Genomic DNA, 25,598 nt, shown 5'->3' with positions numbered 1-25,598 from the left:
TATTTAGAGCGGCAGGTTGCCGTGCTTGCGGCTCGGCTGCGGCGCGCTCTTGGCGCGCAGCATGCGCAGGGTGGCGATCAGCCGGGAGCGGGTCTCGGCCGGGTCGATGACGTCGTCCACCAGGCCGCGTTCGGCCGCGTAGTACGGGTGCATCAGCTCCGACTGGTACTCCTTGATCCGCTGCGCCCTGGTCGCCTCGGGATCGGCGGAGGCGGCGATCTCCCGGCGGAAGATCACGTTCGCCGCGCCCTCCGCGCCCATGACCGCGATCTCGTTCGACGGCCAGGCCAGGGCCACGTCCGCGCCGATCGAGCCCGAGTCCATCACGATGTACGCGCCGCCGTACGCCTTGCGCAGGACCAGGCTGATCCGCGGCACCGTCGCATTGCAGTACGCATACAGGAGCTTCGCGCCGTGGCGGATGATCCCCTGGTGCTCCTGGTTCACGCCCGGCAGGAACCCGGGCACGTCGATCAGGGTGACCAGCGGAATCGAGAACGCGTCGCAGAACTGCACGAACCGTGCCGCCTTCTCGGAGGCCCCGATGTCCAGCACGCCCGCCAGGTGCGATGGCTGGTTCGCCACCACACCCACCAGCTGGCCGCCCAGGCGCGCCAGCGCGCAGACCATGTTCCGCGCCCACTGGCCGTGGACCTCGAAGTAGTCGCCGTGGTCGACGATCTCCTCGATCACCTCGCGGATGTCGTAGCCCTGGGTCGGACGCGCCGGGACCAGGTCCAGCAGCTTGTCGTTGCGGCGGTCCGCCGGGTCCTCCAGGTCACCGGCCGGGGCCAGTTCACGGTTGTTGGACGGCAGCAGGGACAGCAGGTGGCGGACGTCCTCCAAGCAGCCGCGCTCGTCGTCGTAGACGAACGAGGCGACGCCGGAGACCTCTCCGTGACTGTCGGCGCCGCCCAGGTGCTCCATGGTCACGGCCTCACCGGTGACGGCCTGGACCACGTCCGGCCCCGTAATGAACATCTGCGAGGTGCCGCGCACCATGAACACGAAGTCCGTCAGCGCCGGGGAGTACGCGGCGCCGCCGGCGCACGGGCCCAGGATCACCGAGATCTGCGGGATCACCCCGGAGTTGCGCACGTTGCGCTTGAAGATGCCGCCGTACCCGGCGAGGGCCGTCACGCCTTCCTGGATGCGGGCGCCGGCGCCGTCGCACAGGCCCACGATCGGGGCGCCGGCGGCCTCGGCGAGGTCCATCAGCTTGTGGATCTTCGCCGCGTGGGCCTCGCCCAGCGCGCCGCCGAAGATGCGGAAGTCGTGCGCGTAGGTGAACACGGTGCGGCCGTGGACGGTGCCCCAGCCCGTCACCACACCGTCGGTGTAGGGCTTCTTGTCCTCCAGGCCGAAGCCCGTCGCGCGGTGCCTGCGCAGGCCTTCGACCTCACAGAAGGAGCCCTCGTCGAAGAGGACCTCGATGCGCTCGCGAACCGTCAGTTTGCCCTTGGCGTGCTGCGCGGCCGTCGCCCGCTCGCCGGGTCCGGCCACGGCCAGGGCCCGTATCGCCGCGAGCTCCGTGGCGCGCTCTCGCAGACTCTCCAACTGACTCTCCTCGCGGTCGCTTACTGTGGCCTGTTTCCGACGTCCCAGCATCCGGCCGGGCTCTCAAGCCCGGCTCGAACGCGGGTGTCCGCCGTGCGGGGACCGTCAGTAGCGGTAGTGGTCGGGCTTGTACGGGCCCTCGACCTGGACGCCGATGTAGGCGGCCTGCTCGGGGCGCAGGGTGGTGAGCTTGACGCCCAGCGCGTCCAGGTGGAGGCGGGCGACCTTCTCGTCCAGGTGCTTGGGAAGCACGTACACGTCCGTCGGGTACTCCGACGGCTTGGTGAACAGCTCGATCTGGGCCAGCGTCTGGTCCGCGAAGGAATTCGACATCACGAACGACGGGTGACCCGTCGCGTTGCCCAGGTTCAGCAGACGACCCTCGGACAGCACGATCAGGACCTTGCCGTCGGGGAACTTCCACGTGTGGACCTGCGGCTTGACCTCGTCCTTGACGATGCCCTCGATCTTCGCCAGACCGGCCATGTCGATCTCGTTGTCGAAGTGACCGATGTTGCCCACGATCGCCTGGTGCTTCATCTTGGCCATGTCCGCGGCCATGATGATGTCCTTGTTACCGGTCGTCGTGATGAAGATGTCCGCCGTCTCCACCACGTCCTGGAGCGTGGCGACCTGGTAGCCGTCCATCGCCGCCTGGAGCGCGCAGATCGGGTCGATCTCGGTGACGATGACCCGCGCACCCTGCCCGCGCAGCGACTCCGCGGAGCCCTTGCCGACATCGCCATAGCCGCAGACCACGGCGACCTTGCCGCCGATCAGGACGTCCGTGGCACGGTTGATGCCGTCGATCAGGGAATGGCGGCAGCCGTACTTGTTGTCGAACTTCGACTTCGTCACGGCGTCGTTCACGTTGATCGCCGGGAACAGGAGCTCGCCCGCCTGGTGCATCTCGTAGAGGCGGTGGACGCCCGTGGTGGTCTCCTCGGTGACGCCGCGGATGCCGGCGGCGAGCTTGACCCAGTCGATCCCGGTGTCGGCCAGCAGGCCCAGGACGAGGGCCATCTCCTCGTTGTCGGCGGTGGACGGGTCGGGGACCGCGCCGGCCTTCTGGTATTCGACGCCCTTGTGGACCAGGAGGGTGGCGTCACCGCCGTCGTCGAGGATCATGTTCGGGCCGTCGGCGCCGGGCCAGGTCAGGGCCTGCTCCGTGCACCACCAGTACTCCTCCAGCGTCTCGCCCTTCCAGGCGAAGACGGGAATGCCCGCGGCGGCGATCGCGGCGGCCGCGTGGTCCTGGGTGGAGTAGATGTTGCAGGAGACCCAGCGGACCTCCGCGCCGAGGGCGACCAGGGTCTCGATCAGGACGGCGGTCTGCACGGTCATGTGCAGGGAGCCGGTGATACGGGCGCCGGCGAGCGGCTGCGTGGCGGCGTACTCCGCGCGGATCGACATCAGGCCGGGCATCTCGTGCTCGGCGAGGGTGATCTCCTTGCGGCCGAACTCCGCGAGGGTGATGTCGGCGACCTTGTAGTCCGTGAAATCGGCAGGGGTCTGGCTGGTCATGGTGACTTACTCCGGTGGTGGATGGCGGGGCTAGGCGGTGACGCCCAGGTTCTGGTGGATCTCGAGCGTCGCGGTGGAACGGTTGAGGGTGATGTAGTGGAGACCCGGGGCGCCTTCGGCCAGCAGTCGCTGGGCCATCGCGGTCGCGTACTCCACGCCCACCTTGTGGCCGTCGGCCGGGTTGTCCTGCGCGGCCTCCAGGCGGCGGGCCAGGGCGTCGGGAAAGCGGGCGTCGCTCAGTTCGGCGAAGCGGCGGATCTGGCGCGCGTCGGTGGCGGGCATGATCTCGGGGATCACCGGGGTCAGGCAGCCCACCGAGTCCAGCCGGTCGCGCAGCCGCAGGTAGTCCTCGACGTGGAAGAACATCTGCGTGATGGCGTAGTCGGCGCCCGCCTTGCACTTGGCGGCGAAGTGCCGGACGTCCTCGGTCCAGCCCGGGGAGCGTGGGTGCCGCTCGGGGAACGCGGCTACGCCCACGCTGAAGTCGCCCAGCTGGCGGATCATGCCGACCAGCTCGTGGGCGTGCGTGAAGCCCTGCGGATGCGGGGTCCACACGCCCTTCGGGTCGCCCGGCGGGTCGCCGCGCAGGGCGAGCACGTCGCGGATGCCCGCGTCGGCGTACTGGCCGATGATGTGCCGCAGCTCGGCCCGGGAGTGGCCGACCGCCGTCAGGTGCGCGACCGGGCGCAGGGTCGTCTCGGCTGCGATCCGCTTGGTGACCTCGACGGTCCGGTCACGGGAGGAGCCGCCGGCCCCGTAGGTGACGGACACGAAGGAGGGGCCGAAGGCCTCGATGCGGCGGATCGCGTGCCACAGGGTGCGTTCACCCGCCTCGGTCTTGGGCGGGAAGAACTCGAAGGAGTACGAGCGCCGGCCGCTGGCCAGGATCTCGCGCACACCGGGCCGGGCGGCGGGGCGGAGCCGGACCAGGGTGGGGCGTTCTGCGATGACGGCTGCCAAGGGATCGTTCCTTCCGGTGTCAGCGTGCGTTGAAGTACGTGGCCGCGGGGTGGTGAATGACGATCGCGTCGGTGGACTGCTCGGGGTGGAGCTGGAACTCCTCGGACAGGTGGACGCCGATCCGCTCCGGCCGCAGGAGGTCGGCGATCTTCGCCCGGTCCTCCAGGTCGGGGCAGGCGGGGTAGCCCAGCGAGTAGCGGCAGCCCTGGTACTCGGTGCGGAACATGCCGTCCATGGAGCCCGGGTCGGACCCGGCGATGCCCAGTTCGCCGCGGACGCGGGCGTGCCAGTACTCGGCGAGGGCCTCGGCCAGCTGGACGGAGAGGCCGTGCAGTTCCATGTACTCGCGGTAGGCGTCGGCGGCGAAGAGCCGGGCCGTCTCCTCCCCGATGCGGCTGCCGACGGTGACGACCTGGAGGCCGACGACGTCGGTCTCGCCGGATTCCTCGGAGCGGAAGAAGTCCGCGAGGCACAGGCGGCGGCCACGGCGCTGGCGCGGGAAGGTGAAGCGGGTCCGCTCCCCGCCGAACTCGTCGAGGATGATCAGGTCCTCGCCCTTGGAGACGCAGGGGAAGTAGCCGTGCACGACGGCCGCTTCGAGCAGTCCGTCGGTGTGCAGCCGGTCGAGCCAGCCGCGCAGCCGGGGCCGGCCGTCCGTTTCGATGGTGTCGGCGTCCTTCAGACCCCACTGGCCCTTGAACAGGGCGCTCTCGTCGAGCCAGGAGGCGTACTCCTTGAGCGCGATGCCCTTGACCACGCGGGTGCCCCAGAACGGCGGGGCGGGCACCGGGTTGTCGACGGCCACGTCGGAGCGGCCGCCCTCCTCGGGTTCCGCCAGCAGGAGCGGGGTGTCCCGCTTGGGTACGCGCCGCTGCTTCAGAGGCGGGAGCTCGACTCCGGGGACTCCGCGCTTGACGCCCATCAGGGCGTCCATCAGGCGCAGGCCTTCGAAGGCGTCGCGGGCGTAGCGGACTTCGCCTTCGTAGATCTCGTGGAGGTCCTGTTCGACGTAGGCGCGGGTCAGGGCGGCGCCGCCGAGGATCACCGGGTAGTCGGCCGCCAGCTTGCGCTGGTTGAGCTCCTCCAGGTTCTCCTTCATGATCACGGTCGACTTCACCAGCAGGCCGGACATGCCGATCACGTCGGCCCCGTGCTCCTGCGCGGCCTCCAGGATCGCGGAGACCGGCTGCTTGATGCCGATGTTCACGACGTTGTAGCCGTTGTTGGTCAGGATGATGTCGACCAGGTTCTTGCCGATGTCATGGACATCCCCGCGCACGGTCGCCAGGACGATGGTGCCCTTGCCCTCGTCGTCGCTCTTCTCCATGTGCGGCTCGAGATGGGCGACCGCCGTCTTCATCACCTCGGCCGACTGCAGCACGAACGGCAGCTGCATCTGACCGGAGCCGAACAGCTCACCGACGACCTTCATGCCCTCCAGCAGCGTGTCGTTGACGATGTCCAGGGCCGGACGGGTCTGAAGGGCCTCGGCGAGGTCGGTCTCCAGACCGTTCTTCTCACCGTCGATGATCCGGCGCTGCAGCCGCTCGTCCAGCGGCAGCGCGAGGAGTTCCTCAGCGCGGCCGGCCTTCATCGACTTGGTGTTCACACCCTCGAACAGGGCCATCAGCTTCTGCAGCGGGTCGTAACCCTCGCCACGCCGGTCGTAGATCAGGTCCAGAGCAGTGGTGACCTGCTCCTCGTCGAACCGGGCGATCGGCAGGATCTTCGACGCGTGCACGATCGCCGAATCCAGACCCGCCTTGACGCACTCGTCCAGGAACACCGAATTCAGCAGCACACGGGCAGCCGGGTTCAGACCGAACGAGATGTTCGACAGACCCAGGGTGGTCTGGACGTCCGGGTGGCGGCGCTTGAGCTCGCGGATCGCCTCGATCGTGGCAATGCCGTCGCCCCGGGACTCCTCCTGACCGGTGCAGATCGTGAAGGTCAGGGTGTCGATGAGGATGTCCGACTCGTGGATCCCCCAATTGCCGGTCAGGTCGTCGATGAGGCGCTCGGCGATGGCGACCTTGTGCTCGACGGAACGGGCCTGGCCCTCCTCGTCGATGGTCAGCGCGATCAGCGCCGCCCCATGCTCCCGCGCCAGCCCGGTCACCTTCGCGAAACGCGACTCCGGACCGTCACCGTCCTCGTAGTTCACCGAGTTGATGACCGCACGCCCGCCCAGCTTCTCCAGACCCGCCTGGATGACGGGAACCTCGGTGGAGTCCAGCACGATCGGCAGCGTCGAGGCCGTCGCGAAACGCCCCGCCAGCTCCTCCATGTCCGCGACACCGTCACGGCCCACGTAGTCCACACACAGGTCCAGCATGTGCGCGCCCTCACGGATCTGGTCGCGCGCCATCTCCACACAGTCGTCCCAGCGCGCATCCAGCATCGCCTCACGGAACTTCTTCGACCCGTTCGCGTTCGTCCGCTCACCGATCGCCATGTACGCGGTGTCCTGCCGGAACGGCACCGTCTGGTACAGCGAGGCGGCGCCGGGCTCGGGCTGGGGGGTGCGCTGAGTGATCGCCGTGCCGCGAACCCGCTCCACGACCTGCCGCAGGTGCTCCGGCGTGGTACCGCAGCAGCCGCCGACCAGCGAGAGCCCGTACTCGCGGACGAAGGTCTCCTGGGCGTCGGCGAGCTCGGAGGCCGACAACGGGTAGTGCGCGCCGTCCTTGGTCAGCACCGGCAGGCCGGCGTTGGGCATGCAGGACAGCGGAACACGCGAGTGCCGCGCCAGATAGCGCAGGTGCTCGCTCATCTCGGCGGGGCCGGTGGCGCAGTTCAGGCCGATCATGTCGATGCCCAGCGGCTCCAGCGCCGTCAGCGCCGCACCGATCTCCGAACCCAGCAGCATCGTGCCGGTCGTCTCCACCGTCACCGAACAGATCAGCGGGACGGAAACGCCCAGCGCCTCCATCGCCCGCCGCGCACCGATGATCGAGGACTTGGTCTGGAGCAGGTCCTGCGTGGTCTCCACCAGCAGCGCGTCGGCGCCACCGGAGAGCAAGCCCTCCGCGTTGACCTGGTAGGCGTCACGGATCTTGTCGTACGTGATGTGCCCGAGCGTCGGCAGCTTCGTACCCGGACCCATCGAGCCCAGGACCCAGCGCTGCTGCCCGGTGGAGGCGGTGAACTCGTCGGCGACCTCGCGGGCGATCCGGGCGCCCGACTCCGACAGCTCGAAGTTGCGCTCCGCGATGTCGTACTCGGCGAGCGCGGCGTAGTTCGCACCGAAGGTGTTCGTCTCGACGCAGTCCACGCCCACGGAGAAGTACGCCTCGTGGACGGTGCGCACGATGTCCGGACGGGTGACGTTGAGGACCTCGTTGCAGCCCTCCAGCTGCTGGAAGTCCTCCATCGAAGGATCCTGCGCCTGGAGCATCGTCCCCATGGCACCGTCGGCGACGACCACCCGCGTGGCGAGCGCCTCCCTGAGGGCATCGGCCCGGGTGCGGCTCATGTCAGCGCCCGCAGCGCCGGGCCCAGGAGCCGGGCCGACTCGGGCCCGTAGACCGTCGCGACCGTGTCCAGCAGCCGCTCGCCTTCGACCTCGTAGTCCTGCGAGCCCACGGCCTGAAGGACCAGGGCGGCCATCGCGCAGCCCAGCTGCGCGGCCGTCTCCAGCGGCAGGTACCAGCTGACGGCAGCGAGGAACCCGGCCCGGAAGGCGTCGCCGACGCCCGTCGGGTCCTCGGGCCGGATGTCGGGCACGGCCGGCACGGTGAGGGCGGGCTCGCCCTTGCGCTCGATGCGGACGCCTTCGGCGCCCAGGGTGGTCACCCAGATGCCGACCCGGTCGAGGATCTGCTCCACGTCCCAGCCGGTCCGCTCGCGCAGCAGCGCGGCCTCGTACGCGTTGGTGAACAGCCAGCGCGCCCCCGTCACCAGCTCCCGTACCTCGTCGCCGTCGAGGCGGGCGAGCTGCTGAGAGGGGTCGGCGGCGAACGGGATGCCCAGCCCCCGGCACTGGCGGGTGTGCCAGAGCATCGCGGCCGGGTCGTTGGGCGAGACGAGCACCAGGTCGACGGGCGCGTCCCCGGCTGCGGTGAGGGCGCGCAGGTCGATCTCGGCAGCCTCCGCCATCGCACCGGCGTAGAAGGACGCGATCTGGTTGGAGTCCTCGTCGGTCATGCACATGAAGCGCGCGGTCTGGCAGGTGTCGGAGACGTACACCCCGCTGGTGTCGACTCCGTGTTCCTTGAGCCAGACCTCGTACTCGTGGAAGTCGATGCCCACCGCCCCGGCGAGGACGGGGGCGAGGCCCAGTCCGCCGAGACCGTAGGCGATGTTGGCCGCCACCCCGCCCCGCCGCACCTCGAGCGAGTCGACGAGGAACGAGAGCGAGATGTGTTCCAGCTGGTCCGGGAGCAGCTGGTCGACGAAACGGCCCGGGAAGGCCATGAGGTGATCCGTGGCGATGGATCCAGTCACCGCGATACGCACGTGGTCTCCTGATCGGGACGGAGTGGGCCGGAGTCCCGCCGTCGGCGGGGCGGTTGGGTGGCGGTCGTACGGGTGTCAGCGGGCGACCGCTGCCTTGAGCTGCTCGGCGCGGTCGGTGCGCTCCCAGGTGAAGTCCGGCAGCTCGCGGCCGAAGTGGCCGTAGGCGGCGGTCTGGGCGTAGATGGGGCGCAGCAGGTCGAGGTCGCGGATGATCGCGGCCGGGCGGAGGTCGAAGACCTCGCCGATGGCGTCCTCGATCTTCTGCGTGTCGACCTTGGCGGTGCCGAAGGTCTCGACGAACAGGCCGACGGGCTCGGCCTTGCCGATCGCGTACGCGACCTGGACCTCGCAGCGCGAGGCGAGACCGGCGGCGACCACGTTCTTGGCCACCCAGCGCATGGCGTAGGCGGCGGAGCGGTCGACCTTGGACGGGTCCTTGCCGGAGAAGGCGCCGCCGCCGTGGCGGGCCATGCCGCCGTACGTGTCGATGATGATCTTGCGGCCGGTCAGGCCGGCGTCGCCCATCGGGCCGCCGATCTCGAAGCGGCCGGTCGGGTTCACCAGCAGCCGGTAGCCCGCGGTGTCCAGCTTGATGCCGTCCTCGGCCAGCTGGGCCAGCACGTACTCGACCACGTGCTCCTGGATGTCGGGGGCCAGCAGGCCCTCCAGGTCGATGTCGGAGGCGTGCTGCGAGGAGACGACCACCGTGTCCAGACGCACCGCGGTGTCGCCGTCGTACTCGATGGTGACCTGGGTCTTGCCGTCGGGGCGCAGGTACGGGAGCGTGCCGTTCTTGCGGACCTCGGACAGCCGGCGCGAGAGCCGGTGCGCCAGGTGGATCGGGAGCGGCATCAGCTCGGGGGTCTCGTCGGTGGCGTAGCCGAACATCAGGCCCTGGTCGCCGGCGCCCTGCTTGTCGAGCTCGTCCTCATCGCCCTCGACACGCTTCTCGTAGGCGGTGTCGACACCCTGCGCGATGTCCGGGGACTGCGCGCCGATGGAGACGGAGACGCCGCAGGAGGCGCCGTCGAAGCCCTTGGCGGACGAGTCGTAGCCGATCTCGAGGATCTTGTCGCGGACGAGCTGCGGGATCGGCGCGTAGGCCGTCGTCGTCACCTCGCCGGCGATGTGCACGAGACCGGTGGTGATGAGGGTCTCGACGGCGACGCGGGAGGTCGGGTCCTGGGTGAGGAGCGCGTCGAGGATCGTGTCGCTGATCTGGTCAGCGATCTTGTCGGGGTGGCCTTCGGTTACGGACTCGGAGGTGAACAGTCGGCGGGACATAGTGCTCCAGGGTGGGAGAGGACGCTCGGCCCATGGCAGAGCGGTGGTGGGAGAGCTCGGGTGGACGAGGTGCGCGGGCCGGGGTCGACAGGCAACGGCGGCAGGTCAGAGGCTCATCCGGTTCTCGCGGTCGCGGAGTTGAGCGCCCCGGTGAGGGCGCGGGCGGAATCCGGGCCGCCGTCGGCGGCGCCCGCGATCACGACGAGCGGCGGGTACCAGCCGTGGGCGGCGATCCGGTCGGCGATCTCGCAGGCGAGGGTGCCCGCGCCGGAGAAGCAGCCCAGGACGAGGGGCTCCCCGGTGGCCAGCGCGGGGCGCAACCCGGTCAGGAAGTCCGCCGCGTCCGCCGGGGCGGTCAAGGTGGCCAGCGCCTCCGGTCCCGGGTGGAGATCGGCGAGCCCGCCGTAGCAGTCCGGCGGCGCGTCCGGCGGCGGGATCAGGCAGATCGTGCCGGCGCCCGGGTGGGCGGCTTCGCGCAGCAGGCGCAGCGCGCCGGTCGGGCGGATGGTGACCGGGGGCACGCGGGCCCCCGAGAGCAGCCCGAGCGCCTCGGCCACGGTCGTCAACCCGTCGACTGAGAAAGGCAGTTCGCGCAGCAGGCCCGCGGTCTGCGACAGGATCAGCGCGGCCGCGTTGTCGGAGAAGCGGGTGCGGTCGTGTACGGCGGTCAGCACCAGGGAGCCGTCCGCCTCGTGGCGGGCGGCGAGGGTGAAGGGCACACCGGTGAGCGGGCCGACGGCCTCGGGCGGGTCCACCCGGACGCCCTCGGCGGCGAGCTCCTCGCGGTACGCGTCCTCGCGGTACGCGTGTCCGCGCTGCGCCGGGGGCTCGAACACGATCAGGGATTCGGTGAGCCGGCGCGCGTCCGGGGAGGTGCCCGCCCACGCCTGGATCTGCCCGGCCGACACCCATTCGTAGGAGGCGGCGTCCAGTGCCCGGCAGGTCAGGTCGGCCAGCAGCCGGGACACGGTCGCGGCCGGGTCGACGACGAGCTGCACGGGCAGCGGGTTGTGCAACGGGCCCGGCAGTGCCTCGACGCCCTCCAGGAGGATGCCGCGGCCCGAGACGGAGACGGCGAAGGCCACGGAGCGCGGGTTCGCGTCGAGGTCGGCGGCCGGCCGGTAGAGCTGGAGTGCCCAGGCGGCGTGCAGGGCGGTGCTCTCGGTCGCACCCCACTGGGCGGCCCATTCGCGCAGCCGGACCGCCTCGGTGGCGCTGAGGGTGTGCCGGCTCAGGCCGTGGCCGAGCCCGCCGGTGGTGCGGGCGGCGGGCCGGGCCGGGAGGGTCGCGGCCTCGGGCGAGGGCGCGGCCCGCGACCAGAACGCGCGGGCGGGTCCCAGGTTCTGGGCGCGCAGCCAGTGCAGGTGGTCCCGCACGTCGGGGCGGCGCTCCCCGCCGGGCACCCGGCCGTCGGCGAGGTAGGCCCGGTAGAAGGCGCCGAGCAGGGTACGGACGCTGCGGCTGTCCAGCAGGGCCTGGTGATAGGTGATCAGGATCCGGGTGGAGCGGGTGCCGCCCTCTCCGGGCGGCGGATCGTCCAGCAGGGCGATGCGCAGCGGTCCGGGGTGGCGCAGGTCGAAGGCGCGGGCGCGCTCGGCGGCCAGCAGGGTGCTCCAGTCGGTCGCGTCGTGCCGGTGGCGCAGGATCTCCACGGCGGCGTGCGGATGGACGGCGATCTGCGGGCCGGCGTCGCGCACTGGCGGGGCCAGGGCGGCGCGCAGCACCGCCTCGCGGTCGGCGAGCGACTGCCAGGCGGCGGTGAACCGGGCGACGTCCAGGGGGCCGTGCCAGCGCCAGTACACCTGCCCGGCGTGCAGCCCGGCGCCGGGCCGGGCCAGCGCGTCGAGCAGGACGTCCCGCTGGAGCGGGGCGGCGGGGGCCGCGGCCCGAACCGGTTCGGGCGCGCCGGCCTCCCCGGGCGGACCGGAGTTCGGGTCGTCGGCGCCGCGCGGGCGGGGCGCGGCGTCCTCGCAGCGCGGCGCGGCCAGCAGGTCCGCGAGGATGCCCGCGGGAAACGGCGACGGGGGCAGCTGGAGCGTGTGATGGGTGTCGGTGTGCCGGTGCAGGGTGGGGGTGCACGGCGGCAGCGCCGCGAGCGCCGCCTCCAGGGCCCGTTGCGTGAGCGGTCCGTGGAGGTCGAGCGAAGGCGGCGGGCCGGGAGTGACGATCACCGTCACGGGCGCGGCCATCTGCTCCCTCCTCGGTCGGCTGCGTGCATCGGGCATGGAAAGGTGAACGAGTATGCGAGCAGCGGCCACACGGCGCTGACACGGCGCTGACACGGCCTGCTCATCCGCTTCACGCGCTCGCCAGACCTTCCTCGACCGCGCCCATGAAGCCCTCGTCGAGCATCGTGTGGACGGCGGTGTCGCGGGCGGTGTCCAGCCCGGTGTCGTGGCAGGCCACGCTCACCAGGTAGCGGTCGCCGAGCACCGGGAAGGTCGCGAACGCCCACTCCCCGCGAGAGGCGGGGGAGCCGTCCGGGGCGAGCAGGTCGCCGCTCTCCAGACCGAAGCCGAACTCGGTGAAGCCCAGCCGCAGTCCCTGCCCCAGCGCCTTGGTGTAGGCCTCTTTCAGGGTCCACAGCCGGAGCATCTCGGAGCTCTGGCGGTCCTGGGACATGCGCTTGAGCTCCGCGAGTTCCGCGGGGGTGCACATGTGGTCGTGGAACAGCTCGAAGGAGATCTTGCGCCCGGCGGATTCCGTGTCGACACCGATCCGGCCCGTCCTGCTGACGCCGACCACGATCAGGTCGTCGGTGTGGCTCAGGCTGATGTCGATCTGGTCGAATCCGCGGATGTACGGCCTTCCGCCGATTTTGTAGGCAAGGTCGAGCGAGGCGGGACCCGTCCTCAAGGCCGCGGCGGCCGTGTACTTCACGACCATGCGGGAGGCGACGAAGCAGTAGCGCGTCGCCGCATTCTCGGTACGCCGGTAGCGCTGCCAGTCACGGCCGAGCAGCGGGCGCAGCTCGGGGTCCGAGAGGGCCGCGGTCAGCCATTCGCCCCAGGTGGCGAACACCACGGCGTAGCCGTCGCGTTCGAGGTTCTCGCACACCGTGTCCCAGGGCCCGCCGGGTCCGGAGACGTGGATGGGCGGTGCGATGGTCCGCTCTTCCGGTGCGATCTGGTGAAGCATGGAGTGGTTCCCTCTCCGATTCTCCTGGTTCCCCTGCTGGTTCCCTCTCACTGGCTCAGCTCGCTGCCGTCGAGATCGCAGCTGAGGCCCCCGCGGTAGCGGCGTACGAGTTCGTCCAGCACCTGGCGCAGACAGCTCTCGGGCAGGTCCGGGACGACGATGCCCAGCCGCCCGGCGAGCCGGGACAGCGCGAGGACCGCCCACGCCGGGTCGGCGAGGAAGGGGTCGGCCCCGTCCTGCCCTTCCCAGATGCCCAGTACGGCAGCGGCGGCCTGCACGATGGCGTACCGGTCGCTGAGGATGACGACGGCGGGGTCCGTCAGGGCGGCCCGGGTGGCGGGCAGGGCCGCGCACTCGGCGCGCAGCGCGCGCAGTTCGTTGACGAAGCCGTCGGCGAGGTCGCTGAGGACGGCCATCTGGCCGCCGACGCCCCGGGTCGCGGCGAGGCGCCCGGCCGAGCCGATGAGCGAGGCGGACAGGAAGTCCTCGCCGCTGGCGATGCCCAGCAGCCGGTAGTCGAGCACGGGCAGGGTCGCCCCGCTGCGGAACAGCTCGGGCGGCGGCTCCTCGGCGAGGAACCAGGAGCGCTCGGCGAGGCTGCGCAGCTGGGGGACGATGACGGCGTGGCAGGCGGCCGTGCCGGCGTGGCCGAGGCCCGCGACCGGCAGGTCGCGCACGAGCTTGTCGACGGATCCGTAACTCGGGCTGCCGTGTTCGTAGCCGTGCGCGCCGAGGACGGTGGACAGCTCCTCCAGGCTCTCGCGCAGCAGGTCCGGCACCACGTACTTGACGGCCGCGGCCAGGATGTGGGCGCGCTCGGGCAGCAGGTTGAGCGAGCGCAGCGCGACGGTGGCCATGCTGTCGCAGGCCAGGAGGTCGGCGAAGACCCCGGCGAGCGGCTTGTGCCAGCGCTTGGCCACGGGGGTGCTGCGTCCGGTGGACGCGGCGCGCACGGCCGAGCGCAGCACGGTGTCGGCGGCCGCGATGGCGACGCCGGGAATGAGGCAGCGGTTGACCTGGAAGGTGCGCAGGGCCAGCGAGACGCCTTCACCGGGGCTGCCGACCAGGGCGTCCTCGGGGAGGGGGCACCCGGTGAACTCCAGGCCGGAGAAGATCCCGCCGCGCATGCCGGGGGTGGGCACGCGGGGCAGTTTCCGGATGCCTTCGGCGGGCAGCTCCGCGGGGTCCAGGAGCAGCACGGAGTGGCTGCGGGGGCCGCGTTCGGGCGCGGTGCGGGCGTAGACCACGTAGGCGCCCGCCCTCGACGCGTTCATGATGACGTCCTTGCGGCCGTCGAGCGTGTAGCCGCCGCGCGGGTCCGGGGTGGCGACGAGCTCGTCGCGCAGGATGGCGTTGGCGTGGGCGAGTTCGTGGTGGACGATCGAGACCCGGCCGCCCCCGAGCAGCAGGTCCGCGGTCCGCTCGCGCTGGCGGGGGGTGCCGGCGGCCCATACCGCGGCGCTCGCGAAGAGCGAGGTGATGCCGAAGCCGAAGCCGAGGGCCAGATCGCGGCGGAAGACCGGGCGCAGCACCTTGGCGAGCAGGTCGGCGCGGGTGAGGCGGCCGCCGAACTCGGCCGGGACGAACTCGGCCGCGAGGCCGGTCCCGGTCAGCAGCCGTTCGGTGGCGGCCGGAAGCTCCCCGCGGGAGTCGGCGGCGCACAGTGCGGCGATGCCGTGCGGGTTGGCGGGGTCCTGGGGGGCGCCGAGGAGGGCCTCCAGCCGGGCGGCCCGGCGCAGCGCCGCCGCCTCGTGGGAGGCGGAGGCGGTGGCGGCCGTGGCCGGTGCGGCGTCCGGGGCGTGCAGGGAGGTGGTCATGATGGTGTTGATCAACTCCCGGTTCAGAGGGTTCGAATGGTGCATTCCGCGTGCCGCTTGGCGAGGCTCAGGACGGCGGCGCTCTGCCCGCCGAGGAGTTCGCGTACGTGGCGGCGCGCGTCCTGGATTCCGGCGCCCCGGCCGAGCACCGCCTCGACGGCCTCCTCCCGCAGCAGCACGTTGTGCCGGGCCACGGCCGTGACGCCCGTCTCGTCCGGGATCACCGACCATTCCCCGGTGTGCGCTTCCAGCAGCAGCGGCGTCCGGGTCTGCTTGTGGACGATCCGCAAGGCGTGCGGGAAGCAGATCCGGACCTCTTCCGTGGTCTGCGCCGGGTCCGGTCCGGACACGGTCTCCATGCGGACCACCTGCACGCCGGGCTGGTCCTCGGCGACGTCTGCGCGCGCGACGTGCGGGACCTGGCCGAGCCAGTCCGCGATGCCGCAGAGGAAGTCGTAGACGAGTTCGGCCGGTCCCTTGACGCGGACGGACTCCTCGAAGGACAGGAGCAGGGAGTCCAGGGAGGTCCAGCGTTCGGCGGTCTCTTTCAGCCGTGCCAGCTCGGCCCGGCTGTTGGTGTCCGTCGCCCGTTCCACCCAGGCCAGGTCCTCGGGCCGGTCGTCGGCGACGGTGAACTCGTGGTCCAGCGTCAGCCGGGAGCCTGCGGCGCCCCGTGCCTCGACCGTCCAGCGGCCGCCCAGGGACGCGGCGGGCCCGGCCGGGACCTCCTGGTGGAAGTCGATGCGGTGGGCCTGCGCGTCCAGGGTGCGGCGCGAGAGCCAGGACTTGACCGTCCCGTTGGCGGTGACCCACATCTGGAACCGGTCGCGGATCCCGTCGAAGTCGAGCCGTTCGACATGGATGCTCGACGGCACGAACAGCGGCCACTGGGTGGTGTCCGCGATCAACCCGTAGACCACGCCTGCCGGCGCCGCCACGTCCACCGCGTATGTCCTGCGGTGCACTCGGTCACCCGTCATCGGCTCAACCTCTCTCGCCCTGGCTCTCGAGATTGACAAGATCCACCGGAGAGCCGCTCGAATCCCTCTCGACCACTCCAGGGGCTCTCGAGGAGCCGGGCGGCCGGGCGCGCCGGACGCAAAGATCCGAGGCCGTCGCGTCCTCGTCAGGAGGGGCGACGGCCTCGGATCTGGTGCAGCGCGCCGGCCGGGGCGCTGCGAGCCGTACGACCGGGACGGGGGTGGGCCGGGTCGTACGGATCACGGCGGGTTCTGTGACACCCGCTGGTCGACAGGGTTTCCCGGACGGCCGGAGGCGTGCCGGAGATCCGCTCGAGGGCCCGTCGAGCGAGCGGCCGTCGCGGCCGGTCCGGGGTTTCGCACAGCCTCCCCGGCCTGCACCCTGGAACCGGTCATCGAAGGTGATCAAGAACGATCAAGAGCGGCGAGCGGAGAAGCAGATGAACGGGCCCAGCGGCGATCCGGAATGGCTCCGCCTCTTCAGTTCCGCCCCCGACGCGGCCGTACGCCTGCTCTGCCTGCCGCACGCGGGCGGCTCCGCCAGCTTCTACTTCCCGGTCGCCCAGGCGCTTTCGCCCTCGGTCGAGGTGCTGGCCGTGCAGTATCCCGGCCGCCAGGACCGGCGCACGGAGCCGTTGATCGATGACATCCCCACCCTCGCCGACCGGATCACCGAGGAGCTCTCGGCCTACCAGGACAAGCCGCTCGCCCTGTTCGGGCACAGCATGGGAGCCGTCCTCGGCTTCGAGGTCGCCCAGCGCCTCGAGGAGCGGGGGGACGGGCCCGTCGAGCTGTTCGTCTCGGGCCGCCGGGCCCCCTCGGTCAGCCGCGGCGAGCGCTGGCACGACGCGAGTGACGCGGAGCTGGTCGCCGAGATCCAGTCCCACCAGGCGGCGGGCTCCGAGCTGCTGGACGACCCCGAGATGCGGGCGATGCTGCTGCCGACGATCCGCGGCGACTACAAGGCCGTGGAGACGCACGTCTACCGGCCCGGAGCCGCGGTGCGCTGCCCGGTCACGGCGTTCACCGGCGACTCCGACCCGAAGGTCACCGTCGAGGAGGCGCTGGCCTGGCAGCAGCACACCACGGGCGGCTTCCACTCGGAGGTCTTCACAGGCGGGCACTTCTACCTGAGCGACCACACGGCCGCCGTGCTGCGCACGGTGTCGGCGCGGCTGACCGCCTCGCTCGCCGGCGCCGTCTGACCGCCGGGGGGCGGTTCAGACAGCGTCGGCGGGCTCGCGTACCGGTACCGGCTCGCGTACCCGTACGGCCTCAGGGCCCAGCGGGGCCAGGGCCCGTCGCAGGATCTCGCCGGTCAGCGAGGCGCCACTGGTGGCGAAGTACCCGTCGGGCCGGATCAGCACCCAGCCGCCGGGGACCATGCCCAGCGCCTGACGCAGCCGGCCGTCCGGGTCGGCCAGCGCTCCGGGGCCTTCGCCGGGGGCCCCGCCGACGGTCCGTACCGACAGCCACGGGCCGTGCTCGGCGGCGGCGTCGGCCGACGCACGGCGGGCCGCGCCGGGGCCGCCTGCGGCGCACAGCAACGACCAGCGGGTGTCGCGCAGTTCCGCCTGGAGCGCGTCCGCACCCGGGTCGCCGGGGAAGCGGGCGGCGGCGGCCGACGCACGGCTGCCCGCCGGGGTCCCGATGCCGGGGTCCGGGGTGGTCAGTGGGGAATCGGGGTAGGCCAGGCGCAGCCCGGACATGCCGCCGAGCACCTTGCGCTGGATGGCCCGGCGCAGCGGCGGGACGTTGCGCACCACGCCGAAGACGACCGGCAGCATCAGCCCGGCCATCACGTTCTTGAACTGGACCAGGAAGGTGGCCGTACGGGTGCTGCCGAGCAGCGCCTTGCCGACCGGTACGCGCTCCTGGCCGTAGGTGTCGAGCAGTTCGCGCCCGGCCCAGCCCTGTTCGACCTGGGCGAGCTTCCACGCCAGGTTGTACGCCTCCTGCACACCGGTGTTCATGCCCTGCCCGGAGGCGGGGCTGTGCACGTGGGCGGCGTCACCGGCCACGAAGCAGCGGCCCTCGTGCATCCGGGGCACCATGCGCTGCTGGAAGGTGAAGACGGAGGTCCACTGCGGCTCGCCCACGCTGACGCTCTGTCCGAGCCCCGCGCTGAGCTTGACGCCGAAGCGGCTCGCGGTGCTGCCCGCCGTGTCACCGGCGGGCGCGGTGTCCAGCAGCCGCCAGTGCCCCTCGCGGCTGTACGGCACCATCATCATCGCCTGCCGGCCGGTGTGCACCCAGTAGATGCTGTCCTGTGCGGGGCCGGTGACCACCGGCGCGTCGGCCAGTTCCCAGGTCTCGCTGGACTCGCCGAGCAGCGGCAGCTCCAGCTGCTTGCGGACCGTGCTGTGGCCGCCGTCGCAGCCGATCAGCCAGGGGACCTCGTACTCCTCCAGCGTGCCGTCGGCGCGTTCCAGGCGGGCCCGTACCCCGGAGGGGTCCTGGGTGAGGTCCGTGAGCCGCACGCCCCAATCGACGCGGACACCGAGCCGGGCCACGGCCTCGCGCAGCACCGCCTCGGTGCGGGTCTGCTCGATGATGACGGTGTACGGGTACCGGGTAGGCATGGAGGAGTAGTCGGCGTCGAGCCGCACCAGCTTGCGCCCGCGGGCGAACATGGTGAAGGCGCGGTTGCGGCGCCCGGCCTCGATCACCGGCGCCACGACGCCCATCTGGTCGAAGGTCTCCAGGGTGCGCGGGTGCACGGCCACCGCGCGGCTGGTGCGCGCGGGCCCGTCGGCGCCGTCGATCAGCCGCACGCGCAGGCCCCTGCGGGCCAGTTCGTGGGCGGCCGTCAGACCGACCGGCCCGGCGCCGACGACCAGGACCTGGGCAGCCCCGGTCTGCGTCCGGGCACCGGTCGGGTCCTGGGCCTGATCAGGCATGGGTACCGGCCGCGTCGAGGCGGGCGCCGACGGGGACCACCTCGTAGAGGCCCGCCTCGGTCGTGACGAGCGGGGAGAGCACGGCGGCGAGGGCGCGGAACTCCGCACTGCCCACGGCGGCCTGGTACTGGTCGTGGTCGTCCCAGTGGGCGATCTCGACGAAGACGCCGGGCTCGCCGAGGTTGCGCAGGGTGCGGTTGCCGACGTGGCCGGCGGTGGCGGCGAGGTGGGCCGTGACCGGGTCCTTGGCGGCCAGGAATTCGTTGATGTCGCCGAGCACGGTCATCTTCTTGATCAAAGTCACCATGATGGTCTCTCCTCGTATCGGCTCGGGATTATCGGTGGGGATGAAAACGGTGGACGGTTCGCCTGGCCTGATCAGGCGTAGGTGCCGTCCTCCTGCAGGCGGGCGCCCGCCTCGACGACCTCGTAGAGGCCCGGCTCGGGCTTGGCGAGCGCGGCGAGCGGGGCGACGAGGGCACGGAATTCCTCACTGCCCACGGCGGCCTGGTGGGCGGCCTGGTCATCCCAGTGGGCGACCTCGACGAAGACGCCGGGCTCGTCGAGGTTGCGCAGGGTGCGGTTGCCGATGTGGCCGGGCCGGGCGCTCATGAAGGCCGTGATCGGCTCCTTGGCGGCCAGGAACTCGTTGACGTCGCCCTGCACGGTCAGCTTGTTGATGAAGGTGGTCATGGTCTCTCCTCAGATCGGGGGGGAACGAAGACGGTGGACGGTTCGGGGATCAGGCGGCGGCTTCGGCGGCCGCCCGTTCATGGAGGGTGCGGCGCAGACCGCGTCGCTCCGGCTTGCCGATGGGGGTGCGCGGAACGGAGTCGATGACCTCGACGCGGCGGATCTGCTCGAACGGTGCGAGCCGCTCGTTGGCCCGCACCACGATCGAGTCGACGAGGTCGAGCAGTCCCGGGGCGGTCGGGTCGCGCAGCACGATGCCCGCCCACACCAGGGCCCCGTGGACGGGGTCGGGCCAGCCCACGACCACGCAGTCGGCGACGCGCGGGTCCTCGGCGAGGATCCGCTCGACGGCGGTCGGGGAGACGAGTTCGTTGTCGTACTTGAAGACGTCGCCGAGCCGGTCCACCAGGAACAGCACGTCGTCCGGGGTGACGTAGCCGACGTCGCCGGTGGAGAACCAGCCCTCGGCGTCCAGGTGCCCCTGGCCCTCGTCGCCGAGGTATCCGGTCATCACCTGCGGTCCGCGGATCTGGACCTCGCCGGTGCTGTACACGTCGACGAGCTCCCGGGAGGCGAGGTCGACGATCCGGCACCGGGTGCCCGCCACGGGGGCACCGACCGAGCCCGTCAGGGGGCGCTCGGGGTCCTGGCTGTGGGCGAGCGGGGAGAGTTCGGCCATCCCGTAGCCCTGGACGACGGGGACGCCGAGCCAGTCCTGGAGCTGCTGGGTGGCGGCGGGGGCCAGCGCCGTGCCGCCGGACAGGACGGCCTTCAGCCGCAGCCCGGCGGGCGGGGCGGCCCGGCCGGCGCCGTCCTCCCCGCCGAGGCGGACGGCGGCGGCGAGCTGGTGCAGGCGGGCCGGCAGCCCGTAGAAGTGGGTGGCTCCGCTGCGGGCGGCCAGCTCGAGCGCGGCCGCCGGGGCCGGGTCGGAGCACAGCACCTGGCGGGCTCCCGCGTAGATCGCCGAGTTGAGGTGCATGACGTGGTAGAGCGGCAGGTGGTTCAGGGTCACGCTGTCGCTGCCGAGGCCGTGCGCACCGGCGGTCTGGGCGGCGTTGGCCACCAGATTGCGGTGGCTGAGGCGGACTCCGCGGGGCAGGCCCGTGGTGCCCGTCGTGAACTGGATGCAGGCGTCGGCGGCCAGGTCGGCGCTGCCTGCGCCGAGTCCGGCGGGGCCGTGCCCGACGGCGGGCGCCCGGTCCAGGACGACGGCCAGCGGCAGGGTGTCCGCGGGCACCACCCCGTCGGGCGCGTCGGTCACGACGATCTCGGCGAGGGCGGGCAGCCGCTCGCGCGCCTTGACGAGCAGTTCGGCCGTCGCCGTCGGGACCAGGGCCACCTCCACCCGGGCCGTGGCGCAGACGTGGACCAGCCCCGCCTCCTTGATCAGCGGGTTGACCAGGACGACCGTGTTGCCGCTGCGGACGGTGCCGTAGTAGGCGGCGGCGAAGTCCGCGTCCAGGACGTTGGCGACGCCGACGCGGGCGCCCCGGCGGCCGAGCCGGTGCTCCAGGTAGCTCGCGTACCGGTCGGCCTGGTCGTCGAGTTCGGCGAAGGTGACCGTGCCGGCGCCCGCCGCGATGGCGCAGCCGCCGGGGTCGCGGACGGCGGCCCGGCGCAGCAGGGTGTCCAGCGGGAGTTCGGGATAGGTGAATCGCGGCACGGCTGTCCTCACTGGTCGGGCGGCTGACGCTCGGGCGGTCCGGGGGCCGGCGGCTTGCGGTGGGCCGGGGGCGGGCCGGGGGCGGTTGGCCGGCGGGCGGCTCTTTGCGGGTGTCGGGTACCACCGTCGGCACACGTGCTCGAAGGAGCTTCGAAGCGCACTCAAGCCGGGCTACAGGACACGTCGTGATGGTTGTCGCGCGGTGGCCGGAATCGACGACCGCCACGCGTGCGATGGACGGGCGCTCGAGGAATCGGGCCGGTGCCCGCGGCCCTGCCTATCGTTCGCGTGACTTCGCACTACCCGGACTTCCGCCGGGGGTACCGCGCCCGGACCGCCGGGCCGGAAGGCGGCGGGCCCCACGGCGCTGATCGCCGAGGAGGCGTTGAACCGATGGTGACGACGGTACTCATGGACGAAGCCGGGACCCCGGCCGCGCTGGCCGCGGACCCCGATCCCGAGCACAGACCCAGACCCGAGCCGGATGCCGTCCCGCGGCTGCCCGTCCGGCCGGTCCCGGCCCCTTGCGCTTCGCGGCCTCACCGAGCCAGGAGGCGCTCTGGGCCGGACTCCCGCACCGGGCCCGCCCGCCGGTGGTGACGGCTGCGATCCGGCTGACGGGACACCTGGACACCCGCGCCCTGGCGGCCGCCTGGCAAGCCGTCGCCGGCCGGCACGAGATCCTGCGCAGCCGCTACCTCGTGCACGAGGGCCGGCTCACCCAGGTCGTCGCGGCGCAGGCCGGTCCGACCGTGCCCATCTCGCTGGCGGAGGTCCGGCCGTCGCAGGTGCCCGCGGCCGTCGCGGCGGAGCGGGAGCAGGCGTTCGACCCGGCGCGCGGACGGCTGGCCCGGCTGCGGCTGCTGCGCCAGGGCACGGGCGACCACGTGGGGCGCACCACGAGGTGCCGCTGGAGCCGGTCGCCGCGCAGCTGCGCCGGCCGCGGCTGGTGGAGCAGCTGGGCGAGGTGCAGTTCGGCGCCGGCCCGGCTGCCGACGGGCCCCGGCGGGGTGCGGCTTCCTGGGGCGGCCGGCTGCGCGCCGAGCCGTTCACGTCCGCTCCCGCCCCGGCGGCCCGGCCGCTGACCCTGATGCTGCGGCACGACGAGCGCGCCGCGCACTGCGTGTTCACCTACGACTCGTCCGTGTCCTCCGAGGCCCGCATCCGGCAGCTGCGCGCCGACTGCTTCGGGCTGCTCGGCGACGTCGCCGACCGCCCCAAGGCCCGCTTCCGCTGACGGGCCTCGCGGCAGCCCCGGCCGGCCCGGACAGCCCGGTCAGCCCGGCCGGTGCGCCGCCGCCGCGGTGAACAGATCGGTGCGCACGGCCACCGGATCGGTCCCGTAGGCGACCTTGCGCGTGATCTTCCCCCCTATGGGGGTGCCCGTGACGATCCCGGCGGTGCGGGCAAGCGCGAACCGGGCGAACGCCCCGTCCGCCCCGAACATCGCGCGCGCCTGCATCCGCTGCATCCGGTGGACCGCCGCGGCCGCGGCCGCCCGGCGCCGGGCGTACGGTTCCAGGCCCGCCCCCGTGACCGCCCCCCGGCCCAGCTCCTCCACGAGCACGGGATGCAGGGCGGCGGCGTCCTGGAGCGCGAGGTTGATGCCCTGGGCGCCGATCGGGCCGTGCGTGTGCGCGCTGTCCCCGATCAGGACGAGGCCGTCGCGGGTCCACTGCTCGGCGTGCGAGGCGAACACGTCGAGCAGGGTGAGCTGGTTGAGCGAGGTGAGCTGCTCGTGCAGCAGGTCCGCGAACTGCGGGAGCGCTCGCGCCAGTTCGCTCCGGATGTCCTCGATCCCGCGGCCCGGCCGGCTCCATCCGCCGTGCGGCAGAGTCCAGCCGATCCGCAGCCGGTCGGGGTGGCTGTCCTGGACCAGGACCGCGCTGCCGCCGGCCCGGTGCACCCTGACCTTCCCGGTGGCCCGGCCGGGCGCGTGCAGCGAGAACCAGACCACGTCGTGGGCGAAGGAGTCCGAGCGCCCGGCCCCGATCCCGGCCAGCGCCCGGGTCTTGGAGAACCGTCCGTCCGCGCCGACCACGGCCAGGGCGCGTACGGTGACGGGCGCGCGGTCGGGGCCCCTGGCGACGACCCCGGTGCACGGGCTGCCGGGCCGCTTCTCCAGCAGGGCCGACACCCGGTGGCCCTCCAGGTGCGTGAAGCCGGGCAGCTCCCGGCAGGCGTCCAGGAGTCCGGCCAGCAGGTGCGGCTGCGGGAGGGCCAGCAGGTGGTCGTACGGGGCGGGCAGCCGCCCGTAGTCGATGTCGAGCAGCACCCGGTCCCGGTCCAGCACCTGGAAGCCGGTCAGCGCGAGCGAGCCGCGGGCGCGTGCCGGTCCGAGGACGCCGAGCTCGTCGAGGATGCGCTGGCCGCCCGGCTGGAGGATCTCGCCGTGGAACTCCCGGCGCAGGGCGGTGGAACGCTCGATCAGCGTCACGCGGACGCCGGAGCGAAGCAGCATGAGGGTCAGTGCCAGCCCGGCGGGCCCGGCGCCGACGACGCACACGTCGGTCTCGGTCCCGGCGCCGGTGGCGGGGCACGGATCGGGGTGGTCCATGGGGGTGTCCCTCTCTCGCGGGTCGGTCCGGCCGGTCCGGTCAGTCGGTCTGCGGCCGGGTCAGCACGAGCGCGCTCTGGAACCCGCCGAATCCGCTGCCGAGGGCCAGCACCGCGCTCGTGTGCTGGTGACGGGCGGTCCTGGGGACGTAGTCGAAATCGCACTCCGGGTCGGGCACCCGCAGATGTGCGGTGGGCGGCACCGTTCCGTACTCGATCGCCAGGGCCCCGGCGGCGGCCTGGAAGGCACCGACCGCGCCGAGGGGGTATCCGGTCATCGAGGCGATCGCGCTGACGGGCACGTTGCGGGCGTGCCGACCGAGCGCGCGCTTGATGGCCGCGATCTCGTGCCGGTCGCTCTGCCGGGTGCCCGAGCCGTGCGCGCTGACGTACTCGACAGCGGACGCATCGAGGCGGGCCTCCTCGAGCGCGGCACCGATGGCCGCGGCCAGCTCCGTTCCGTCTGGGGTGAGCCCCGTCATGTGCTGGGCGGTGGCCCGGCTCGCGTAGCCGGAGAGCTCCGCGTAGATGCGGGCGCCGCGGCGGCGGGCCCGCTCCCGCTCCTCCAGGACCAGGACGGCCGCGCCCTCGCCGAGCACGAACCCGTCGCGGGTCCGGTCGAAGGGCCGCGCGGCGCTCGAAGGGTCCGCGTTGCGCCGAGAGGTGATCCGGACGATGTCGCAACAGGCCATGACGACCGGGGAGATCGGGGCCTCGGCGGCCCCGGCGAGCACGACGTCCGCGCTGCCCTCGCGGATCAGCTCGGCTCCGTGGCCGAGCGAGTCCAGGCCGGCCGTACAGCCTCCGGCGACGAACGAGACGGGGCCCTGCGCCCCCGCGTCCCGGGCCACTTCGGCGGCCAGCGAGCCGGGTACGAAGTAGTCGTACAGGTGGGGCACCGCCCGGGTGTGGTCGACCAGCCAGCGGGCGCCGACGTGGCTGGCCACGGCGTACTCCAGGCTCAGCTCGGCGGCGCAGCCCAGCGCGCTGCCCAGGGCGACCCCGGTGCGCAGCGGGTCGAGCGTCGTCGCCGCCCCGCTGTCGGCGAGCGCCTCGCGGGCTCCGGCCAGCGCGAACTGCGTCACGCGGGCGAGGTCCGTGGCCTGCCCGGCGCTCAGCCCGTGCTCCTGGGGGTCGAAGTCGATCTCGGCGGCGACGCGGGAGCGCAGCGGCCGGGCGTCGAAGGAGGTGACCGCGCGGGTGGCGGAGCGCCCGGAGGTCAGCATCGACCAGAAGCCCTTGGTGCCGCCACCGCCCGGGGCGACCACCCCGATACCGGTGATGACCACGCGTTTCAACGCCCGGACCGCCCCACCGTCCGGCAGACCTGCCCGAGCAGTCCCGGCAGTTCGCCGTTGCGGACGAAGAAGTGTCCGCCGGGCACCGTGCGGGACTCGAAGCGCCCGGTCGTCCACTCGCTCCATCCCCGGAGCACCTCGGGGGGTCCCACCGGGTCCTCGCTGCCGGCGACGGCCAGCAGCGGCACGGGCACCGGACCGCCGGCGACCGGGTCGAGGGCGGCGGCGCGCAGCGAGGCGGCCAGCCGCAGGTCGTCGCGGAGCACGGGGAAGACGAAGCGGTGCCACACGCCGGGATCGACGCTGGCGGGCACGCCGTCGAAGCTCTCGAGGATACGCATCAGTTCGTCGTCGGGGGCGTCGGCGGTGAAGGCCGTCCCCCCGAACACGTCGGGCGGCGGCACGGCGCCTATCACCAGCAGCTCGGGCAGCGGCAGTCCCGCGTCGTCCAGCGCGCGGGTGAGCGTGTAGGCGATCAGCCCGCCGAGGCTGTGCCCGTACAGGACGTACGGGCCGGGCGGCTGCTCCTTGAACAGTTCGCGCAGGTCGTCGAGGAGCGCCTCGCGGGTGGTCACCCGCGCCTCGCGGCGCCGCCCGTCACGGCCCGGCAGCAGCTGGGGCTCGGGGGTCACTCCGGGGCCGAGCAGATCGCTCCAGCGGTGGAAGGCCGAGGTCCCGGCTCCCGCGTGCGCGAAGCACACCAGCCGCACGTCCTGTTCCCGTGCCATGCCCCGTCCTTCCTCGCCCGCCATATCCACCCCACCCTGCAC

20 protein-coding genes are annotated in these 25,598 nt (G+C 72.6%); 3 read left to right on the top strand and 17 right to left on the bottom strand.

The genetic code is table 11. The features are described from left to right. Positions 1 to 3: 3 nt before the first annotated feature. The 10 genes from ABTY04_RS25570 to ABTY04_RS25525 all read right to left on the bottom strand — a co-directional run bounded on the left by ABTY04_RS25570 (position 4) and on the right by ABTY04_RS25525 (position 15,718). The gene (locus ABTY04_RS25570; protein ID WP_352215724.1) at positions 4 to 1,608 is read right to left on the bottom strand and encodes an acyl-CoA carboxylase subunit beta; all 1,605 of its coding nucleotides are present in this window, start codon (positions 1,606 to 1,608) and stop codon (positions 4 to 6) included. Between the two features lie 54 nt (positions 1,609 to 1,662). Then, positions 1,663 to 3,081, bottom strand: a complete 1,419-nt coding sequence (gene ahcY, locus ABTY04_RS25565; RefSeq protein ID WP_266945609.1) for an adenosylhomocysteinase — start codon at positions 3,079 to 3,081, stop codon at positions 1,663 to 1,665. A gap of 30 nt (positions 3,082 to 3,111) precedes the next feature. Next, the gene (gene metF / locus ABTY04_RS25560) at positions 3,112 to 3,978 is read right to left on the bottom strand and encodes a methylenetetrahydrofolate reductase [NAD(P)H] (RefSeq protein WP_352215763.1); all 867 of its coding nucleotides are present in this window, start codon (positions 3,976 to 3,978) and stop codon (positions 3,112 to 3,114) included. 82 nt (positions 3,979 to 4,060) lie between these two features. Beyond that, positions 4,061 to 7,516 carry a methionine synthase gene (gene metH, locus ABTY04_RS25555; protein WP_352215723.1) on the bottom strand — a complete coding sequence of 1,152 codons (3,456 nt, stop codon included), beginning with the start codon at positions 7,514 to 7,516 and terminating at the stop codon, positions 4,061 to 4,063. After that, positions 7,513 to 8,499, bottom strand: coding sequence for a carbohydrate kinase family protein (locus ABTY04_RS25550; RefSeq protein ID WP_352215722.1), 987 nt, complete (start codon positions 8,497 to 8,499; stop codon positions 7,513 to 7,515). Before ABTY04_RS25550 ends, metH begins: the two co-directional genes overlap by 4 nt. 75 nt (positions 8,500 to 8,574) lie before the next feature. Then, positions 8,575 to 9,783: a methionine adenosyltransferase gene (gene metK / locus ABTY04_RS25545; protein WP_352215721.1), complete on the bottom strand. Its 1,209-nt coding sequence runs from the start codon at positions 9,781 to 9,783 to the stop codon at positions 8,575 to 8,577. Between the two features lie 113 nt (positions 9,784 to 9,896). Further along, positions 9,897 to 11,972, bottom strand: a complete 2,076-nt coding sequence (locus ABTY04_RS25540) for a condensation domain-containing protein (protein ID WP_352215720.1) — start codon at positions 11,970 to 11,972, stop codon at positions 9,897 to 9,899. A gap of 109 nt (positions 11,973 to 12,081) precedes the next feature. Then, entirely contained in the window at positions 12,082 to 12,921 is an 840-nt protein-coding gene (locus ABTY04_RS25535) for a 4'-phosphopantetheinyl transferase family protein (RefSeq protein ID WP_352215719.1), read from the bottom strand. 47 nt (positions 12,922 to 12,968) lie between these two features. After that, positions 12,969 to 14,738: an acyl-CoA dehydrogenase family protein gene (locus tag ABTY04_RS25530; RefSeq protein WP_352215718.1), complete on the bottom strand. Its 1,770-nt coding sequence runs from the start codon at positions 14,736 to 14,738 to the stop codon at positions 12,969 to 12,971. A gap of 23 nt (positions 14,739 to 14,761) precedes the next feature. Beyond that, complete coding sequence (locus ABTY04_RS25525) at positions 14,762 to 15,718, bottom strand: aromatase/cyclase (protein WP_352215717.1); 957 nt, start codon at positions 15,716 to 15,718, stop codon at positions 14,762 to 14,764. A 440-nt stretch (positions 15,719 to 16,158) separates the two neighbouring features. Here ABTY04_RS25525 and ABTY04_RS25520 point away from each other — a divergent pair, with 440 nt between their 5' ends. After that, complete coding sequence (locus ABTY04_RS25520) at positions 16,159 to 16,923, top strand: thioesterase II family protein (RefSeq protein ID WP_352215716.1); 765 nt, start codon at positions 16,159 to 16,161, stop codon at positions 16,921 to 16,923. 15 nt (positions 16,924 to 16,938) lie between these two features. On the opposite strand, the gene ABTY04_RS25515 is transcribed toward ABTY04_RS25520, so the two are convergent. From ABTY04_RS25515 to ABTY04_RS25500, 4 genes are all read right to left on the bottom strand, one after another. Next, complete coding sequence (locus ABTY04_RS25515; RefSeq protein WP_352215715.1) at positions 16,939 to 18,618, bottom strand: FAD-dependent oxidoreductase; 1,680 nt, start codon at positions 18,616 to 18,618, stop codon at positions 16,939 to 16,941. Next, a complete protein-coding gene (locus ABTY04_RS25510) occupies positions 18,611 to 18,925 on the bottom strand; it encodes an antibiotic biosynthesis monooxygenase family protein (RefSeq protein ID WP_352215714.1) in 315 nt (104 codons plus the stop codon). The genes ABTY04_RS25515 and ABTY04_RS25510 overlap by 8 nt, the downstream gene beginning before the upstream one ends. A gap of 71 nt (positions 18,926 to 18,996) precedes the next feature. Beyond that, positions 18,997 to 19,311 (bottom strand): antibiotic biosynthesis monooxygenase family protein, encoded by a 315-nt coding sequence (locus tag ABTY04_RS25505; protein WP_215148152.1) that lies wholly within the window; start codon positions 19,309 to 19,311, stop codon positions 18,997 to 18,999. Between the two features lie 49 nt (positions 19,312 to 19,360). Beyond that, positions 19,361 to 20,974 (bottom strand): class I adenylate-forming enzyme family protein, encoded by a 1,614-nt coding sequence (locus tag ABTY04_RS25500; RefSeq protein ID WP_352215713.1) that lies wholly within the window; start codon positions 20,972 to 20,974, stop codon positions 19,361 to 19,363. 524 nt (positions 20,975 to 21,498) lie between these two features. Between ABTY04_RS25500 and ABTY04_RS25495 the strand changes: the two genes are divergently transcribed. Together ABTY04_RS25495 and ABTY04_RS25490 are read left to right on the top strand one after the other, a co-directional pair. Beyond that, the gene (locus ABTY04_RS25495; protein WP_352215712.1) at positions 21,499 to 22,059 is read left to right on the top strand and encodes a condensation domain-containing protein; all 561 of its coding nucleotides are present in this window, start codon (positions 21,499 to 21,501) and stop codon (positions 22,057 to 22,059) included. A gap of 5 nt (positions 22,060 to 22,064) precedes the next feature. Continuing rightward, positions 22,065 to 22,211 carry a hypothetical protein gene (locus tag ABTY04_RS25490; protein ID WP_352215711.1) on the top strand — a complete coding sequence of 49 codons (147 nt, stop codon included), beginning with the start codon at positions 22,065 to 22,067 and terminating at the stop codon, positions 22,209 to 22,211. Positions 22,212 to 22,250: 39 nt separating this feature from the next. Here the strand turns inward: ABTY04_RS25490 and ABTY04_RS25485 are convergent, their stop codons facing one another. Genes ABTY04_RS25485 through ABTY04_RS25475 form a run of 3 tightly spaced genes read right to left on the bottom strand, consistent with a single transcriptional unit; the run spans position 22,251 to position 25,556 of the window. Continuing rightward, the gene (locus ABTY04_RS25485) at positions 22,251 to 23,531 is read right to left on the bottom strand and encodes an FAD-dependent monooxygenase (protein WP_352215710.1); all 1,281 of its coding nucleotides are present in this window, start codon (positions 23,529 to 23,531) and stop codon (positions 22,251 to 22,253) included. Positions 23,532 to 23,571: 40 nt separating this feature from the next. After that, positions 23,572 to 24,828 carry a beta-ketoacyl-[acyl-carrier-protein] synthase family protein gene (locus ABTY04_RS25480; protein ID WP_352215709.1) on the bottom strand — a complete coding sequence of 419 codons (1,257 nt, stop codon included), beginning with the start codon at positions 24,826 to 24,828 and terminating at the stop codon, positions 23,572 to 23,574. Beyond that, positions 24,825 to 25,556: a thioesterase II family protein gene (locus tag ABTY04_RS25475; RefSeq protein ID WP_352215708.1), complete on the bottom strand. Its 732-nt coding sequence runs from the start codon at positions 25,554 to 25,556 to the stop codon at positions 24,825 to 24,827. Before ABTY04_RS25475 ends, ABTY04_RS25480 begins: the two co-directional genes overlap by 4 nt. Positions 25,557 to 25,598 lie beyond the last annotated feature (42 nt).

The sequence above is a fragment of the Streptomyces sp. NPDC097981 genome (assembly GCF_040302565.1).
In the GTDB taxonomy this organism is placed as follows: Bacteria; Actinomycetota; Actinomycetes; order Streptomycetales; family Streptomycetaceae; genus Streptomyces.
Note: the sequence above shows the minus strand (reverse complement) of the source record. Positions and strands in the feature narration are given on the sequence as shown.

What these genes read in the sequence shown, in the direction of transcription:
- ABTY04_RS25525 (WP_352215717.1), bottom strand. Translation starts at nt 15,718, where the DNA reads ATGACGGGTGACCGAGTGCACCGCAGGACATACGCGGTGGACGTGGCG.
- ABTY04_RS25505 (WP_215148152.1), bottom strand. Translation starts at nt 19,311, where the DNA reads ATGACCACCTTCATCAACAAGCTGACCGTGCAGGGCGACGTCAACGAG.
- ABTY04_RS25530 (WP_352215718.1), bottom strand. Translation starts at nt 14,738, where the DNA reads ATGACCACCTCCCTGCACGCCCCGGACGCCGCACCGGCCACGGCCGCC.
- ABTY04_RS25535 (WP_352215719.1), bottom strand. Translation starts at nt 12,921, where the DNA reads ATGCTTCACCAGATCGCACCGGAAGAGCGGACCATCGCACCGCCCATC.
- ABTY04_RS25515 (WP_352215715.1), bottom strand. Translation starts at nt 18,618, where the DNA reads ATGCCTGATCAGGCCCAGGACCCGACCGGTGCCCGGACGCAGACCGGG.
- ABTY04_RS25570 (WP_352215724.1), bottom strand. Translation starts at nt 1,608, where the DNA reads ATGCTGGGACGTCGGAAACAGGCCACAGTAAGCGACCGCGAGGAGAGT.
- ahcY (WP_266945609.1), bottom strand. Translation starts at nt 3,081, where the DNA reads ATGACCAGCCAGACCCCTGCCGATTTCACGGACTACAAGGTCGCCGAC.
- ABTY04_RS25475 (WP_352215708.1), bottom strand. Translation starts at nt 25,556, where the DNA reads ATGGCACGGGAACAGGACGTGCGGCTGGTGTGCTTCGCGCACGCGGGA.
- ABTY04_RS25510 (WP_352215714.1), bottom strand. Translation starts at nt 18,925, where the DNA reads ATGGTGACTTTGATCAAGAAGATGACCGTGCTCGGCGACATCAACGAA.
- metK (WP_352215721.1), bottom strand. Translation starts at nt 9,783, where the DNA reads ATGTCCCGCCGACTGTTCACCTCCGAGTCCGTAACCGAAGGCCACCCC.
- ABTY04_RS25490 (WP_352215711.1), top strand. Translation starts at nt 22,065, where the DNA reads ATGCTGCGGCACGACGAGCGCGCCGCGCACTGCGTGTTCACCTACGAC.
- metH (WP_352215723.1), bottom strand. Translation starts at nt 7,516, where the DNA reads ATGAGCCGCACCCGGGCCGATGCCCTCAGGGAGGCGCTCGCCACGCGG.
- ABTY04_RS25540 (WP_352215720.1), bottom strand. Translation starts at nt 11,972, where the DNA reads ATGGCCGCGCCCGTGACGGTGATCGTCACTCCCGGCCCGCCGCCTTCG.
- ABTY04_RS25520 (WP_352215716.1), top strand. Translation starts at nt 16,159, where the DNA reads ATGAACGGGCCCAGCGGCGATCCGGAATGGCTCCGCCTCTTCAGTTCC.
- ABTY04_RS25485 (WP_352215710.1), bottom strand. Translation starts at nt 23,531, where the DNA reads ATGGACCACCCCGATCCGTGCCCCGCCACCGGCGCCGGGACCGAGACC.